Origin of the sequence: Streptomyces sp. 2A115 (assembly GCF_052245575.1) — a bacterium.
Lineage (GTDB): Bacteria > Actinomycetota > Actinomycetes > Streptomycetales > Streptomycetaceae > Streptomyces.
The window spans coordinates 1-16,327 of the sequence record NZ_JBQQCG010000141.1 but is presented as its reverse complement, the minus strand read 5'-3'; the positions used below and the strand labels follow the sequence as shown (position 1 = coordinate 16,327).

Sequence of the window (16,327 nt, the reverse complement as noted above, 5' to 3'; positions counted from 1 at the left end):
GTTCCCCGCGCCCCTTGAAAAGCAGGGCTACCGCCCCAAAGACGAAAGACAGGGGCGCAGCCCCGTCTTTCAGGGGCGCGGGGAACTGCGCGATCAACCCCCACCGGCCCGCAGACAACAATCGCCCCTCCAGCGGAGCGCTTACGCGCCGACCGTCACCGTGAAGCGCCGCGGGTTCCCGTCGTGTGCCGCGCCGGACACGTCGGGCTGGCCGTCCGGGCGTACGTCGTCGTACGGGAAGGCGTACCCGATGGGCGAGTTGGCGTGCACGACACGCGCCCAGTGGTTGGTGACCGTGCCTTTGTAGTAGTCGGCCGCGGTCGCTCCGTTGGGCTGATCGGCATGGGTGAGCATGATCGAGCGGTTGAAGCCGGCGGCGAGGCGGGCGAGGAGGCCCTTCTTGTCGTCGGGGTCACCCGGGTTGTTGGCGAACGGGCCGTGGTTGCAGGTGAAGACGTCCTTCGACGTGGGCTTGGCGAAGGTGTGGCCGCCGCTGAAGGTGAGCGTGTCGCCGCTGACCCGGCCGGTGAAGACGCCCCGACCGCCCTGGAGGTCGATCTTCAGGTCGGTGGAACGGTACTTCTCCCATACCTGGTCGATGTAGCTGTTCCATACGTCGCGGAACGGCATCTCGGCCGGGCGGTCGAAGTAGGGAGCCATCAGGTTCTGCGGCGAGATGACGCGGAGTACGTCGCCGCCGTCGGCCCGGATCACGAGCTTGTCCCAGGGCTGGCCGTCCCTGGCCGCCTGCGCCGTCAGATCGGAGGCGATCTTGTCCACGGCTCCGTCGGGCATCGGTGCGACCGTGTGCGTGGCGTCGCCCTCCAGGGTCAGGCCGATCGGCAACGCCGTCACCAGGTCGACGTAACTGATGTTGGCGTACAGCTGCTGGGGATTGAACGTGAACTCGCAGAACGACCACGTCCTGCCGTAGTTCGGGTCGGCGGGCGTGGCGAACGCGGGCTCCACCAGCGAGGGGCCCGGGTTGAGGAAGAAGTCGAGGGTGTCGTCCCGTACGAAGTAGACGCGGGCACCGAACATCTGAGGCAGCGTCAGCACCTTCGGGGCGGAACCGGCGGCGCCGAGCGGGATGGCGCAGTCGACGGGCAGCGGGGTCTGCGGAGCCGAGGGCGACGCGGGGCGGTAGACACTGCCGTCGGCCCGCAGCAGTACCCAGTTGCCCGTCGACTGCTCGTGCCCGGTGACGTAGGCGCGGACCGTGCCAGGCAACGAGGCGTTCTTGAGGGCGAGTTCACAGGTGGCGGGAGCCGCCGCCCTGGCGTCCGGGCTGAGAGCGCTTCCCCAGGCGGGGTAGCTTGCGGCGGTCGTGACGGCCGCGGATCCGGTCAGGAACGTTCTGCGCGATATCACGGAGAGTCTCCTGGGGTGTGGGGGGAGGCAGGAATCGGCCGATGCGTGTGGGGGATCGGCCCCTGCGTGCACCACTGTTCCCAGGGGGAGTTGGGGGCGTCAAGGGTTAGGACTGAGAGCGCTCTCGGAATCTTCTTGCGTTCAGAAGTTGGCGACGAAACGGGCCGGGCCCAGGCCTGCCGGGCCCGGCCTCGACTCAGCTCTGCTGGGGCTCGCTCTTGATCACCGCGAAGCGCGCGCCGTAAGGATCGGCGAGCTTGGCCATGCGGCCGACACCCTCCGCGGACGTGGCGGGCATCCGGACCGTGCCACCCAGCTCCTCGGCCTTCGCGACCACGGCGTCCGTGTCCGTCACCTCGAAGTACGGCAGCCAGTACGCCGTCTGCTCCATCGGGTCGTCGGCCAGCGGGACCATGCCGCCGAACATGGCGTCCTCTCCGCCTTCCGAGGGATTGATACAGGTGTACGTGCCGCCGGGGAACGGCACGGCCGAGGTCTCCAGGCCCAGCGCGGAGTTGTAGAACGCGGCCGCCGCGGCGATGTCCGGGGTGTAGAGCTCGAGCCAGCACAGGGAGCCCGGGTCACCGGCCATTTCGAGGCCCTTGAGCCGGCCCGGCTGCCAGATACCGAAGGGGACGCCCGCGTTGTCGCCGAAGATGGCCATGCGGCCCATGTCCATGACGTCGTCGGGTGGCAGCAGTGCGCTGCCGCCGGCCTGCTCGACCGCCTTGGCCGTGGCGTCGGCGTCCGGGCTCTGGAGGGAGATGTTCCAGGACGGCGGGCCCTGCTCCGGCGGGTTCTGCATGGCGCCCGCGACGGTTTTGCCGGCCAGCTGGAAGAAGCCGTAGCCGCCGGCCTCGGGGCCCGCCGACTGGAATTCCCAGCCGAAGAGGCCGTTGTAGAAGGATGTGGCGCCGTCGATGTCGGGGGTGCCGAGATCGACCCAGTTCGGGGCGCCGGTGACGAAACGGGTGGTGAGCATGATGCCCTCCTTTGAAGGGGCCCGTTGCCTGTTGTGGCGAGTCTGGCACCGCCCACTGACAATCGCTGCCGGGGCGCTGCCGCTGGGCTGAACTGTTCTGGATGGTTACTCTTGGTAATCAGTGGGCGTTCGGGTGAGGGGGTGCCGGGTGCTGTGGGATTCCGGACTCGGGTTGTTGGCGGCTGGGCGCGCAGTTCCCCGCGCCCCTTGCGGGGGCTGTGGGGCCGGATAAATGTGTTCGCTCGTTCCGCGCGCCGGTGTGTGTCCGGTCGTTTCCGGGGGCATCATCAGGGCCGCGCGTGCTCCCGGAGCGAGTCGTTGATCCGGCGTTGATCGAACGTTTTTCGATGCCCGGCACCATCTTCGGCATGCACAACGACACGATCACCACACCCAACCTCTCCTGGCAGGAAGAGGCGCTGTGCGCAGAGACCGGCTCCGAGTTCTTCTTTCCCGAGCCGGGCAGCTCGGTGCGTGAGGCGAAGCGCATCTGCGGACTGTGCGAGATGCGCTCCGCGTGCCTCGAATACGCGCTCAACAACGATGAACGCTTCGGCGTCTGGGGCGGCCTGTCCGAGAAGGAGCGGCTCAGTCTCCGCCGCGCCCAGGACTGAGCAAACCACTCAGAACACCGAGGGAACCTCCCACTAGTACGCCACCGTGAACTGCCACGTCCCGGACGGCACCCGCACGTCGTGCCGAGGCGCGGTCTTGGACCGGGACGCGGTCGCATCGGGAATTCGGCGCGCGTGCCGGCTCCCAGCAGGCACAATCCCCCCATGGTCCACACCCCGCGGCAGCAGGCCGAGAGCCTGCTGAACGCCCTCGATCCGCTGCCGTACCCGCTGCGCATGCGCGAACTCGCTGCGCAGGTAAGGGAATTGGACGACACGCGTCCGCTGCTGGACGAGCTCGAGACGCGCGGTCCCTACGAGCGGGGGCTCGCTGTCGTCGCGGCGGCCATCAGCCGGGACGTGGAATGGATCGCGGCACGGATCGCCGATCCGGACCCCTTCGTACGCGGACACGCGCTGCGTGTCGCCGACTCTCTCCAAGTGCCCGACTCCGTCTACGAGTCGGCGCTCTCCGACGGGCCCGAGGTGGTACGCCGACAACTGCTGCGGGCCATCGTCACGGGTCGGCGTACCGCGCTGGCGGACCGCCTCGTGGATGCGCTGAGGGAGGACTGGGGCGACGCGGAGGCGGCACGTCTGCTGCCCGGCTGCTCGCCGGAGACGGTCGCTCGGCTGTTGCCGTCGCTCTTTCATGCCGTACGGGGATGGAAGTCGCTCGGCAAGCGGCACACCGGTGCCGTACTGGACGCGGCGGGGCGGGAGTTGGCCGGTCTGCCCGAGTCCCTGCGCCATGCCTGGTGGCAGCGGTACGCACACGCCGTCGCGGTCACCGTCGCCTCCGAGCCGCTGCGTGCGCTGGAGCTGGTCGAGCGCTTCGGTCCCGCCGAGATCCCGAACCAACTCCGCGACCGAATAGGGGAGTTCGCCGCCGTCGCTCCTGGCAGAGTGCTTCGCCTGCTGCTCGACGGCGGCGTTCCCGCGCTCCGCGGGGCGTGCAGTCGCTCGCTGCTGCACCGGCTGGGCCGTTCCGGCGCGGAGGAACTCACCGCGTACGGCAGGGCGTTGGCGGATGCGGGGCGTCTCGCGTCGTTCCTCAAGGCACTGCCGCCCGCTCGCCGCCAAGCCTTCTATACGGAGTCGATGGTGGGCCGGGGCGTCGGCGGCGTCACCGTCGACGCGGCGATCCTCGAGGCGCTGCCACGGAGTTCGGTCGGCGACGAGGCCCGGCGGATGGCTGCCGTCGCGCGTGAACGAGGGGCGGCGTGGGACACCGTGCTGCTCGCCGAATCCTTCCTGCCCGTCGCCGAGGTACGCGAGCGGCTCGTCGACGCGACACGCCGCCCCGCGGCGGAGGACCGGGCCGTGGCCTGGCCGTTGCTGATCCGCAACGCCGCGCGCTCCGGTGACTCCGCCGCCGTCATCTCCGTACTGGAGGAGTCGGCCCGGCTGCGCAACGAACAGGAGCCGGTGCGGCTGCCGGCTCTGTACGCGTTGTCCCGCACCCCGCCCGCCCTGTTCACCGAGGACGCCGAACCGCACCTCGACCGGATCGCCGCAGATGCCGTCGAGGCCCGGGACTCCTCGCCCCAGGTCCGGCGGAACCTCAGCGCGCTCGCCCTGTCGGTGCTGCGAGAGCACGTCGCGAGCGAAGCGAGACTGGGGTCCTCCGGGACGGACTCCGGAGGAGGATCAAGGGAGTTGGTGAACTGGGCGCTGCGCACGCTCGTCCGGATCTCCGGCAACACCGGCGGCGCCGACCTGGGCCGGCTCGACGAGCGGCTGCGGCGCGGGCAGGAGCACCAGGTGTACGAGGCGTTGCGGCCGTGGATCGAGGCGGGGGCCGAGAAGGCCGACTACAGTCTCGCGTTCGCGCTGGCCCGGGCCGTGGGGCGACGCGCCGCCGACGTGCCGGAATTGCAGGAACTCCTGTGGCAGGCCGTCCGGTTCGGGAACGACGTGACCGTGCGCGACGCTGTAGAACTGTGGCTGGAGCCGCCCGCCACCCGCGACGAGCGGGCCGCGCGCACCCTCGCACACGAGCCTTCGACAGGAACGCTGTGGCCGGTCCTCGCCGTCCTGACCCGGCGACGCACCGACCTCCTCGACGTGCTCCTGACGGACACCCCGCCGTACGGACGATTCCTCACCAAGGGCAGCCCGTGGACGGTGCCCGTGGACCGCGACGTGCGGCGCTGGCTGCCACGCCAACAGGCCGCCTTGGCACGGAAGTTGGCCGATATCGCCGACGATTCCGAGTCGCCTTCGTACGCGCGGGTCGCCGCCATCACGCAGGGCGCGCTCGTACCCGGCCTGGGCACCGAACTCGTACGCCGCTGGACCGGCTCCCGGGACGTCGTGCTCGCCGAGGCGGCGCTTGGCGCGCTCGCTCGCACCGACCGGCCCGGCGACACACTGCCCGAACTGCTCGCGCACGCGGGTGACGACCGGGCGCGTGTGGCCGTGTACGCGGCCACGCGGGCGTCCCGGTATGCGGCGCCCTCGCGGCTCGAGGAACAGCTGCGCGAGGTGCTGCTCGCGTCGAACACCAAAGTGACCAGCCGCAAAGAGGCCGCCCGGCTCGCCGCGACACGGCTCCCGATAGCCCGGGCGGTGGAGTTCCTCACCGAGGCGTACGGCCGACCCGGCGCTCACCCCGACGTACGTGCGGCCTGCGTCGCCTTCGCGGGACCGCTGCTCGCCGACGACCGGACCTGGGCCCTGCTGCACGACGCTGCGGGCGCGGAGCCGGTGCTGCGCATGGCGGTCCTGCGCGTACAGCCACTCGACCTGGCGGAGCCGCATCGAGAGCGGTACGCCCGCCTCGTCCGAGACGTCTCCGCCGCTGATGACATGGAGACGGCCGCCCTCGCCTTCGACGCGCTGGCTCGCTGGGCCCCCTGGTCCGACGATGCGCCGACGGTACTCGCGGAGGCGACAGCGGATCTCTCCGACCGTCTGGCGTGGAAAGCCGCCGCGAACGGCCTGGTGACCGCCGCCGCGGGGGCACCGCAGGGTGGGCGAGGGCTGCTGCGGGCGTTGGAGGCGCTGGCGGAGGCGGAGACCGCGACAGGCGACCCGAGCGACGCGGAGACCGGAACAGGCGACCGGGCCGACGCGGGATCCGCCCTCGGCTCCGAAGCCCTCGGCTCCGAAGCCCTCGGAGCCGAAGACCGGCCCGCCGCCGAGAGCACCGCCGCGACTCGACCTGCCCGGGGCGCCGAGGAGCGCGGGGCCACGACACAAGCCGGCCCCGCAGCCGATCCCGTACACGAGGCCGCCCCGCACGCCCTCCCCGACGCCGAGGAACAACGCGACCGCCCAGCCCGTCGCCGGGTCGAATACCTCGTCGAGCGCCTCACCCAGCAGGCCAGGACCGCCCCCGGGCCCATCCGCCCGGCCGCCCTCGCCGCGGGTGGGTTCCTCGCGCGGTACGACGACTTCGTACCGCAGGCCGCCGCCCTCGCGGTCTGCCACCTCGATCTGGAGGCGGAGTCCCACGAGGTGGACGCGGCGCTGGACCGGCTCGCGGTACTCACCGACGGCCGGCCCGCGCTCACCGGACGCATCGCGCGCCAGCTGTCCGAACGACTGCGCGGACAGCCGCACGAGGGAAACACCGACACCCTGCTGGCCACGGCCCGCCGCCTCACCGAGCACGGCGGCTTCGCCGAGGGGCTGCTCGCGGCGGCCCTCACCGACGCGGTCGGCACCCGCACAGGCTGGCCCGCCGCCTGGCGCGAGCAGCTGAGGGCACTCCGCCGCCACCGGGCGCCCGACGTACGGGACATGGCGCTGGCCCGAGCGACGGCGTACGAGTGAGACGGGACCGCCGAAGCGAGACTGTTGAGACGAAGCTGCCGAGGCGGGACAGTCGAGCCGCCGTCGAGCCGCCGCCGTCGAGCCGCGGCCGCTGAGCCGCGGCCGCTGAGAGGCGACCGCGTCTTGCCGCCGCAGCCGTTCGGCGTGGTTACGCCTTGCCGCGTGCCAACATCCGGGCCTTGCGGGCCGCGAGCTTCTCGTCGAACTTCAGGGCCTCGGCGTCCAGGCCGCCCATGAACATGCCGAGCTCCTCCTGAGCCTGGAGGCCCTCGGGGCTGAGGCCGTCCATCTCCATGACCTTGAGGTGGCGCAGGACCGGCTGAAGCACGTCGTCGTGGTGGATGCGCATGTTGTAGACCTCGCCGATCGCCATCTGCGCGGCGGCGCGCTCGAAGCCGGGCATGCCGTGGCCGGGCATCCGGAAGTTGACGATGACATCGCGGACGGCCTGCATCGTGAGGTCGGGAGCGAGCTCGAACGCGGCCTTCAGCAGGTTGCGGTAGAAGACCATGTGCAGGTTCTCGTCGGTCGCGATGCGCGCCAGCATGCGGTCGCAGACCGGGTCACCGGACTGGTGGCCGGTGTTGCGGTGCGAGACGCGGGTCGCGAGCTCCTGGAAGGCGACGTAGGCGACCGAGTGGAGCATCGAGTGGCGGTTGTCCGACTCGAAGCCCTCGCTCATGTGCACCATGCGGAACTCTTCGAGCTTGTCGGGATCGACCGCGCGCGACGCGAGCAGGTAGTCGCGCATCACGATGCCGTGCCGGCCCTCCTCGGCGGTCCAGCGGTGCACCCAGGTGCCCCAGGCGCCGTCGCGGCCGAAGAGACTGGCGATCTCGTGGTGGTAGCTGGGCAGGTTGTCCTCGGTGAGGAGATTGACGACCAGGGCGATCCGGCCGATCTCGGTGACCTTGGACTGCTCCTTGCCCCAGGCCTCGCCGTCCTCGAAGAGGCCGGGGAAGTTGCGGGCGTCGGACCAGGGCACGTACTCGTGCGGCATCCAGTCCTTGGCGACCTTCAGGTGGCGGTTGAGCTCGGTCTCGACAACTTCCTCCAGTGCATACAACAGCCGTGCGTCGGTCCAGGCGGAGGACGGGCTGCCGAGTTGGGGAGAAGTGATCGTCACGGGGGCTCCAGGGGGACGGAAATACTGGGCGTTCACACAACCTACGGCATCGTAGGCTACGTATCCGTAGGTTACGATGCCGTAAGTTAAGCGCGCCGTAAAGAGGCCTGATCAGCGAGGGTGCCGCCGGAGATGGTCCACCGGCGGACGCGCAGGTCCCGGGGCGGACCGGCCTTGCGATCGGGCGTTCAGACGTACAGCTCCCGCAGCCGGACCGAGAGGCAAGTCACACAGCCTTCGAGCTTCTCGAACTCGCTGATGTCGACGAGTACGGGTTCGTGGCCGAGGTCGGCGAACAACTCGGCGGTCTTCGGGGCACTCGCGGCCATCAGGAGTTTTCCGCCGCCCAGGAGCACGACGTGGGCGCCGGACTCCTCCGGTACCGACAGGAAGCGCGGGAACAGCGACGGCGTGTCCACGAGCGGCCCGTGTCCGACGACCGTGCCGTCGGGCAGCGCCGTGACCGCCGACTTCAGGTGCAGCACCTTGCTCACGGGTACCGCGACGACACGCGCGCCGAGCGGCTCGAAGGCGGCCCGCAGCTGCTGGATGCCGGCGGCGTTGGTGCGTCCGCCGCGACCCACGTAGATCGTGTCGCCGACCTTCAGGATGTCGCCGCCCTCGAGCGTGCCCGGCTCCCACACCCAGTTCACGGAGCAGCCGAGCCTGGCCACGGCCTCCTCGACCGCGGCCGTCTCGCCGCGCCGCGGCTCCGCGCCCGGGCGCCCGATCAGTGCCACGTTGCGGAAGACGACCACCGCGTCCTCCACGAACACCGAGTCCGGGTACTCGTCGGCGGGTTCCACCTCGATGGTCTCCCAGCCGTACGTACGCAGTGCCTCCGCGTACGCCTCCCACTGCTCGACCGCCAGGTCGACATCGATCTTCGTACGCTCGATGTGCGTGACAAGGCCTTCGGCCAGGCGGGGGCTGGGTCGGCGGATGAGGGCCTTCTGGCTGGGCACGCGCGGATCTCCGAATCGCAGGGGTCTTGCCGCACATCATGCAGGTCCATACCGGGGTGACAACAGTCCCCCCGAGGTGCGGGGGTCGTGAACGGGAGTCGCGGTGGGCAGCTCCCCGCCGGCCGGCGGGGCGGCGGTCCGGCTGCCGAAACAGGCAGGGCCCGCCCTACCCTACGTACCGCCGGAGATGTTCCGCGGTGAACGATCCCTCCGCCCCGAGGAGCTGGCGAGGCGTCCCCTCGAAGACGACCTGGCCGCCGTCCCTGCCCCCGTCCGGCCCCAGGTCGATGATCCAGTCGGCGTGGGCGACGACGTCGAGGTTGTGCTCGACGGCCAGGACCGTGTTGCCCGCGTCGACCAGCCGGTCGAGGAGGCCGAGCAGCCCGTCGACGTCCGACATGTGCAGCCCGGTCGTCGGCTCGTCGAGGACGTACACCGCCCCGGTCCGATGGAGCCGGGTCGCGAGCTTGATGCGCTGCCGTTCGCCTCCGGAGAGAGTGGACAGCGGCTGACCGAGTGTCAGATATGTGAGTCCCACGTCCCGCAGGGCACGCAGGCGACGCCGTACGCCGGTGTCCTCGAAGAAGCCGAGCGCCTGATCGGCCGTCATCTCCAGTACGTCGGCGATGGAGTTGCCGCCCACGGTGAGCCGTAGCACCTCGTCCTTGAAGCGTCGCCCCTCGCAGTCGGGGCAGGTCGTCGTCACCGGGTCCATGAACGCGAGGTCGGTGTAGCTGATCCCGCGTCCCTGACAAGTTCCGCATGCGCCTTCGGAGTTGAAGCTGAACAGGCCCGGCTCGACTCCGGTCTCCCGCGCGAAGACCTTCCGTACGGTGTCCATGACGCCGAGATACGTCGCGGGAGTGGACCGCGCCGAGATGCCGATGGACGACTGATCGACGACCACGGCGTCCGGATGCGTGGCCGTGAACACCTGGGAGACGAGGGTGCTCTTGCCCGAGCCGGCGACACCGGTCACCGCGGTCAGCACACCCGTGGGGAACTCCACCGTCACGTCCCGCAGGTTGTGCAGGTCCGCGCCCTTCACCCACAGCCCGCCCGGGGCCCGCCGAGGCCGCCGCTTCACCTCGGCGCGGCGGCGCAGGCAGCGGCCCGTCGGGGTGTCGGCCGAGGCGAGCTCGGCCGGGGTCCCCTCGAACACCACCCGCCCGCCGTCCGCCCCCGCCCCCGGCCCCATGTCGACGGCGTGATCAGCGAGAGCGATGACGTCCGGGTCGTGCTCGACGACCAGCACGGTGTTCCCCTTGTCCCGCAGCCGCAGCAGGAGGTCGCCGAGCCGCCCGACGTCACGCGGGTGCAGGCCGACGGTCGGTTCGTCGAAGATGTACGTCATCCCGGTGAGGCTCGAGCCGAGATGCCGGACCATCCTCAGCCGCTGCCCCTCCCCGCCGGACAGCGTCGAGGTCTCCCGGTCGAGGCTGAGATAGCCGAGCCCGATCGCCTCGATCCGCTCCAGCGAGGCCACGGCCGCCGCGGCGACCGGCGTGGCGACGGGATCGTCGATGTCCTTCAGTACGGCGATCAGGTCACTGACCTCCATCCGGGCGCAGTCGGCGATGGACAGACCGCCGATCCGGGTCGCGAGCGCCGCCGCGTTCAGCCGGGCGCCTCCGCATTCCGGACAGGTGCCTTCCGCCAGGAACCCCTGCACCTGGTCGCGGGTCTTCTGGCTCAGCGCGGACAGGTCCCGCTTGAGGTACAGCCGCTCGAAGCGGTCGGCGAGTCCTTCGTAGTCGGTGTTCCAGGTGCCGCCCGAGCCGCTGATGGAGACCTTGCTCCCGGGACGCCCGCGCAGCAGGAACTCCCGCTCGGCGCCGCTGAACCGGCGTACCGGCTTGTGCGGATCCAGCTCGGTGGCATTCGTGTACGTCTGCCCTTGCCAGGTCCCCGCGGCGAACGGCGGGAAGCGGACCGCACCGTCCGCCAGGGACCGGTCCGGGTCCAGGATGCGGTCCCAGTCGGGCCGGACCGTGCGCCCGAGGCCGTCGCACTCGGGGCACATGCCCGACGGGTCGTTGAACGAGTACGCGGTGGCCGGGCCCGCGCTCGGGCTACCGTGCCGCGAGAACAGCACCCGGACAACCGAGTAGACGTCCGTCATCGTGCCCACGGTGGACCGGGAGTGGCCGCCCACGGGCTTCTGGTCGACGACGATCGCGGGCGAGAGATCCTCGATGGCCTCCGCGTGCGGCCGCTCGTACTTCGGCAGCCGGTTGCGGACGAACCAGGTGAAGGTCTCGTTCAGCTGGCGCTGCGACTCGACCGCGATCGTGTCGAAGACGATCGACGACTTGCCGGACCCGGACACCCCGGTGAAGACCGTGAGCCGGCCTTTCGGGATGTGCAGGGTCACGTCCTGGAGGTTGTTCTCACGGGCTCCGACCACGTTGATGGACGGGTGGGTATCAGTGACGGGCTGACGCGTACCGGTGATGAACTGACTCATACCGGCGAAGCTAGTCGGGATACCCGACAGCTTCTGGCGTGATTTCCTTGAGTGCTCCTTCCATCAGCAGCCAGCGCGTGATCCCGATCGACTCCAGGAACGGCACGTCGTGGCTGGCCACGATCAGCGCTCCCTCGTACGACTCCAGGGCAGTGGTGAGCTGCCGCACGCTCGCCATGTCGAGGTTGTTGGTCGGCTCGTCGAGCATCAGAAGCTGCGGCGCGGGCTCGGCGAGCATCAGAGCGGCCAGGGTCGCCCGGAAGCGTTCGCCGCCGGAGAGTGTCGCCGCGAGCTGGTCGGCCCGCGCGCCCCGGAACAGGAAGCGGGCCAGGCGTGCCCGGATCCGGTTGTTGGTGGCGCCCGGCGAGAACCGGGCCACGTTCTCGGCGACGGTCAGCTCGTCGTCGAGCACGTCGAGTCGCTGCGGCAGGAAGCGCAGCGGCACATGGGCCAGCGCCTCCCCGGAGACCGCGTCCAGCTCCCCGGCGATCGTCCGCAGCAGGGTGGTCTTGCCCGCGCCGTTGCGCCCGATCAGCGCCACCCGCTCGGGACCGCGCAGGTCGAAGGAGCCGGCCACGCTCGCGCCGTACGCCAACTCCAGGTCCAGGAGGGTGAGGACCTCACGGCCGGTCGGCACGGCCGTGTACGGCAGGTCGACGCGGATCTCGTCGTCGTCCCGCACCGCGTCCACGGCCTCGTCGAGGCGCTCCTTGGCCTCGGCGAGTTTCTCCTCGTGCATGATGCGGTGCTTGCCCGCGGACTCCTGGGCCGCGCGTTTGCGCGCTCCCATGATGATCTTCGGCTCGCGCTTCTGGTCCCACATCTTCTGCCCGTACCTCTTGCGACGCGCCAACTTGGCATGGGCGTCGATCAGTTCGCGCTTCTGCTTCTTCAGATCGGACTCGGCGACGCGCACCATGCGCTCGGCCGCCTCCTGTGCGGTGGCGAGCACCTCCTCGTACGCCGAGTAGTTGCCGCCGTACCAGGTCACCTCGCCGGACCGGAGATCCGCGATCTGGTCGACCAGGTCCAGGAGTTCACGGTCGTGGCTGACCACGACCATGACCCCGGACCAGGCCTCGACGGCCGCGTACAGCCGCCGACGTGCGTACAGGTCGAGGTTGTTGGTGGGTTCGTCGAGCAGGAGTACGTCGGGCCGGCGGAGCAGAAGCGCGGCCAGGCGCAGCAGGACCGACTCGCCGCCCGAGACCTCGCCGATGGTGCGGTCCAACTGGATGTGACCGAGGCCGAGTTCACCGAGGGTCGCGAGGGCGCGCTCCTCCACGTCCCAGTCGTCGCCCACGACGTCGAAGTGCTCCTCGGACACGTCGCCCGCCTCGATGGCGTGCAGCGCGGCGCGCTTGGCCGCGATGTCGAGCGCCTCGTCGACCCGCAGGCCGGTCGCGAGGGTGACGTTCTGCGGCAGGTAGCCGACCTCGCCCGCGACCCGGACGGTGCCGTCGGCCGGCGCGAGCTCTCCGGCGATCAGCTTCAACAGGGTTGATTTTCCTGATCCGTTGACGCCGACGAGCCCGGTCCTGCCCGGTCCGAAGGCCACTTGCAGATCGTCGAAGACGGAGGTGCCGTCCGGCCAGGCGAAGGCGAGGGAGGCGCAGGTGATGGAGGTGGGGAAGGTAGACATACAGGCCTCGCGGTGCTTGATGCGGTCAGGGCAACGCGTGTCGAGACACCGGGAGGCGGCGACGACCGAGAGGACGAGCCGGAGCCCTGGGCATGAGAAAAGCCCTGCTCCGGAGGACGGGACGGCTCGTACGCCGAGGTCGCACGCAACGCACACACAGGGATGTGTGTGACGCGGTGTCTCAGGACCTCAGACGAGCAACGTCCTTCTCCAATCGACGGCAACAGGACCGTCATACACCGTAGGAGGGACCCTCCGAGGCTGTCAACGAATTAACGCGAGCCCTCACCTCGACCGTGGGTCTCCTCGACCGTGGGCTTCTTTGACCGTGGGCTTCTTCGACCGTGCTCGACCGTGGGTTTTCTTCTGCGCACCCGGTCGCCGGGCAGGCCACGCCCGCACCGGATCCACCGCGCCGCACGGGAACGGCTGGACACGGGGACGTACGAGTCGCCGGCCGGCGGACTCGACTACGGCGAGCTCAACACCTTGCCGGGGAAGGGGCGTCAGCCCCGCGGCCCTTCCCCCCTCGTCCCCCTCCTGGCCGTCCGGCCCTTCCGCGCTCTGCCGTTCCCCCGGTTCCTTCCCGGAGGGATCAGCAGGCGTCCCTCATCAGCTCGGCGAGCCCGTGGTCCAGATCCTGGTGCACGTGCTCCAGACCGAAGGGCACCAACTTCTTCGAATTCTCCAGGAAGTTCCGCAGCTCGCCCGCGCGGACGTGGATCACGGCGGTCCCCTCGGGAGCGTGGAACTCCAGGACGATGCGGTCGTACCCGTACGGCCGTACCCGTACGTCGCCGTGGCCCACCGACTCCTCCAGACCCGAGGAGAGCAGCTCGCGGGCGAAGGTCCAGCACACTTCCACGCCTTCGAGTGTGGCCGGGGCGGGGAAGGACATGCGGACGGCGAACGGGTCGCGCGGGTCGTAGTGGAGCGTTGCGGGAATGCTCGGCATCCGCGGCGCGGCGGCGACGAGGCGGGCCTCTACGGGCTGCTCGATGAGGGTGGACAACGCCTTGCTCCTTTGTGACGGATGGACGAACGGTGGACGGATCGGCCAGGCACTTGTAGAGACGCCGGAATCGGCCAATCCGTGCGCATGAAACCGGATGAAGTTCGAGTGACCTCTGTCACCGCCTTCAATCACAGGAGTGATCGCGGATTCCCGAAGTGCCGGCCGATGCCGTCAGGGGCATCTGGACGCCGCCGGGGTAGTGGGCTAGCTTCGCCCGCCATGAGGGGCTTGGGGAAGACGCGACGGATGAGATCTATGAGGCGACTGGTGACCGTGGGGATGTGCGGAGCGGCGCTCGCCGCCGCACTCACCGCGCCCGCGCAGGCACACGGACCGGACGAAGGGAAGCCACCTCACTGGGAGTTGAAGGACAGCGGCACGAACGTGCGCTTCCGCGGGCTCTCCGCCGTCAGCCGGAACACCGCCTGGCTGGCCGGCTCCAAGGGCACCGTCCTGCGCACCTCCGACGGCGGCGTGAGCTGGCGGAACGTATCGCCGCCAGGGGCCGCCGAGTTGGAGTTCCGCGACGTCGAAGCCTTCGACGGTCGACGTGCCGTGGTGCTGGCCATCGGTGAGGGCGAGGCCTCCCGGGTCTTCCGGACCGAGGACGGCGGCGCGACCTGGACCGAGTCCTTCCGCAACACCGACGCGAAGGCCTTCTACGACTGCCTCACCTTCTTCGACCGGCGCCACGGGCTGGCGATGAGCGACCCGGTCGACGGCAAGTTCCGCATTCTGTCGACGAGCGACGGCGGCCGCTCCTGGAAGGTGCTGCCCAGCGACGGCATGCCCGCGGCCCAGGAGGGTGAGGCGGGCTTCGCGGCGAGTGGGCAGTGTCTGGTCAGTTCCGGCCCTCGTGATGTGTGGCTGGCCACCGGCGGGGCCGCACGCGCGCGCGTGCTGCACTCCTCCGACCGTGGCCTGACCTGGAAGGTCACTGACACGCCGATCCCGGCGGGCGACCCGGCCCGCGGCGTCTTCGCTCTCGCCTTCCGCGACCGCACGCACGGCATAGCGGTCGGCGGCGACTACCGAGCCGATCAGGCCTCGCCGCGGGCGGCCGCGGTCAGCGGCGACAGCGGCCGCACCTGGACGCCCGCCGCCACCCCGCCGCCCGCCTACCGCTCGGGCGTCACCTGGCTCCCGCACAGCCGCTCGGCCGCCCTCGCGGTCGGCCCCACCGGCACCGACCTCACCACGGACGGCGGCCGCACCTGGCGCACGCTGGACACCGGCTCGTACGACACCGTGGACTGCACCCCCGACCTGGCCTGCTGGGCCTCCGGCGAGAAGGGGCGGGTGGCACGTCTGGAGCGCTGAGGCGACGGAGACGGCTGCGGCGGCGGAGACGGAGACGGCTGCGGCGTTTACCGACTCGATCGGGGCGGTGCAGGTCAGCTCCGGTACGAACATGATCGCGAGAGCGTACTCTCCGCCGCACGGCCCCATAGGCTCTTCGGCACCATGACGACCGTACGCATCCCGGCGGGCTGGCCCGCCACCGAAGACCAAGCCCGTGCCGTGCAGGACGAGTTGCGGGGACGGGTGGTCCTCGACGAGCCCGGGCCGCCGCCGGGAACCGGCCGGGTTACGGGGGTCGACGTGGCGTACGACGACGAGCGCGACGTCGTCGTGGCCGCGGCCGTCGTACTCGACGCGGCGACCATCGAGGTCGTCGCCGAGTCCACGGCCGTGGGTCAGGTGCCCTTCCCGTACGTCCCGGGGTTGCTCGCCTTCCGAGAGATCCCGGCCGTCCTGGCGGCCCTCGAAGCACTGCCGTGCGAGCCGGGCCTGGTCGTCTGCGACGGCTACGGACTCGCCCATCCCCGCCGCTTCGGCCTGGCCAGCCACCTCGGCGTCCTCACCGGCCTCCCGACGATCGGGGTCGCCAAGAACCCGTTCACCTTCGCGTACGAGGAGCCGGGCGCCCCACGCGGATCCTCGTCGCCGCTGCTCGCGGGCGAGGAGGAGGTCGGCCGGGCGCTGCGCACCCAGCCCGGCGTCAAGCCGGTGTTCGTCTCGGTCGGCCACCGGGTGACGCTGGACATGGCCTGTGCCCACACGCTCCACCTCGCCCCGCGCTTCCGCCTCCCGGAGACGACCAGGCACGCGGACGCCCTGTGCCGACGGGCCCTGAAGGCGACGACAACCGCCCGAGGAACCGGGGCTGTCGAGATCTGAGCAAGTGTGCTGAGCACATGCGCTGAGTACGCGTTCCGGGTGTGTGGAGTACCCGGTCTGAGCTTGGCGTTTAACGTGGGCGGGCTTGGTGTTCCTTGATCGACTCGGCGCGTTTGACGGTCTTGCCGACGTCGTGGTGCCTGGCTCGGTGCTTGTTCTTCGAGCCGGGAGGCCGTCCCGGGCC

Annotated in this window: 11 protein-coding genes; 4 read left to right on the top strand and 7 right to left on the bottom strand. The window is 70.5% G+C overall.

Annotated elements, in window-relative coordinates; genetic code table 11:
• Positions 1 to 141: 141 nt before the first annotated feature.
• Together ACTWQR_RS53445 and ACTWQR_RS53440 are read right to left on the bottom strand one after the other, a co-directional pair.
• On the bottom strand, positions 142 to 1,371 hold the full coding sequence (locus tag ACTWQR_RS53445; protein WP_443234625.1) for a glycoside hydrolase family 64 protein: 1,230 nt from the start codon (positions 1,369 to 1,371) through the stop codon (positions 142 to 144).
• 196 nt (positions 1,372 to 1,567) lie between these two features.
• Positions 1,568 to 2,353, bottom strand: coding sequence for a VOC family protein (locus ACTWQR_RS53440; RefSeq protein WP_443234624.1), 786 nt, complete (start codon positions 2,351 to 2,353; stop codon positions 1,568 to 1,570).
• Positions 2,354 to 2,721: 368 nt separating this feature from the next.
• Between ACTWQR_RS53440 and ACTWQR_RS53435 the strand changes: the two genes are divergently transcribed.
• Both ACTWQR_RS53435 and ACTWQR_RS53430 read left to right on the top strand, forming a co-directional pair.
• A complete protein-coding gene (locus ACTWQR_RS53435) occupies positions 2,722 to 2,967 on the top strand; it encodes a WhiB family transcriptional regulator (protein ID WP_443234626.1) in 246 nt (81 codons plus the stop codon).
• Between the two features lie 165 nt (positions 2,968 to 3,132).
• Positions 3,133 to 6,747: a hypothetical protein gene (locus tag ACTWQR_RS53430; protein ID WP_443234623.1), complete on the top strand. Its 3,615-nt coding sequence runs from the start codon at positions 3,133 to 3,135 to the stop codon at positions 6,745 to 6,747.
• A 148-nt stretch (positions 6,748 to 6,895) separates the two neighbouring features.
• Here the strand turns inward: ACTWQR_RS53430 and ACTWQR_RS53425 are convergent, their stop codons facing one another.
• From ACTWQR_RS53425 to ACTWQR_RS53405, 5 genes are all read right to left on the bottom strand, one after another.
• A complete protein-coding gene (locus ACTWQR_RS53425) occupies positions 6,896 to 7,873 on the bottom strand; it encodes an acyl-ACP desaturase (protein ID WP_443234622.1) in 978 nt (325 codons plus the stop codon).
• Between the two features lie 188 nt (positions 7,874 to 8,061).
• Complete coding sequence (gene ddaH / locus ACTWQR_RS53420; RefSeq protein ID WP_443234621.1) at positions 8,062 to 8,838, bottom strand: dimethylargininase; 777 nt, start codon at positions 8,836 to 8,838, stop codon at positions 8,062 to 8,064.
• Positions 8,839 to 9,004: 166 nt separating this feature from the next.
• Positions 9,005 to 11,305: an ATP-binding cassette domain-containing protein gene (locus ACTWQR_RS53415; protein ID WP_443234620.1), complete on the bottom strand. Its 2,301-nt coding sequence runs from the start codon at positions 11,303 to 11,305 to the stop codon at positions 9,005 to 9,007.
• Between the two features lie 10 nt (positions 11,306 to 11,315).
• Positions 11,316 to 12,947 carry an ABC-F family ATP-binding cassette domain-containing protein gene (locus ACTWQR_RS53410; RefSeq protein ID WP_443234619.1) on the bottom strand — a complete coding sequence of 544 codons (1,632 nt, stop codon included), beginning with the start codon at positions 12,945 to 12,947 and terminating at the stop codon, positions 11,316 to 11,318.
• Between the two features lie 595 nt (positions 12,948 to 13,542).
• The gene (locus ACTWQR_RS53405) at positions 13,543 to 13,959 is read right to left on the bottom strand and encodes an SsgA family sporulation/cell division regulator (protein ID WP_443234618.1); all 417 of its coding nucleotides are present in this window, start codon (positions 13,957 to 13,959) and stop codon (positions 13,543 to 13,545) included.
• A gap of 258 nt (positions 13,960 to 14,217) precedes the next feature.
• Between ACTWQR_RS53405 and ACTWQR_RS53400 the strand changes: the two genes are divergently transcribed.
• Together ACTWQR_RS53400 and ACTWQR_RS53395 are read left to right on the top strand one after the other, a co-directional pair.
• Positions 14,218 to 15,282 carry a WD40/YVTN/BNR-like repeat-containing protein gene (locus tag ACTWQR_RS53400; protein ID WP_443234617.1) on the top strand — a complete coding sequence of 355 codons (1,065 nt, stop codon included), beginning with the start codon at positions 14,218 to 14,220 and terminating at the stop codon, positions 15,280 to 15,282.
• Between the two features lie 144 nt (positions 15,283 to 15,426).
• Entirely contained in the window at positions 15,427 to 16,143 is a 717-nt protein-coding gene (locus ACTWQR_RS53395) for an endonuclease V (protein WP_443234616.1), read from the top strand.
• The last annotated feature ends 184 nt before the right edge of the window (positions 16,144 to 16,327 follow it).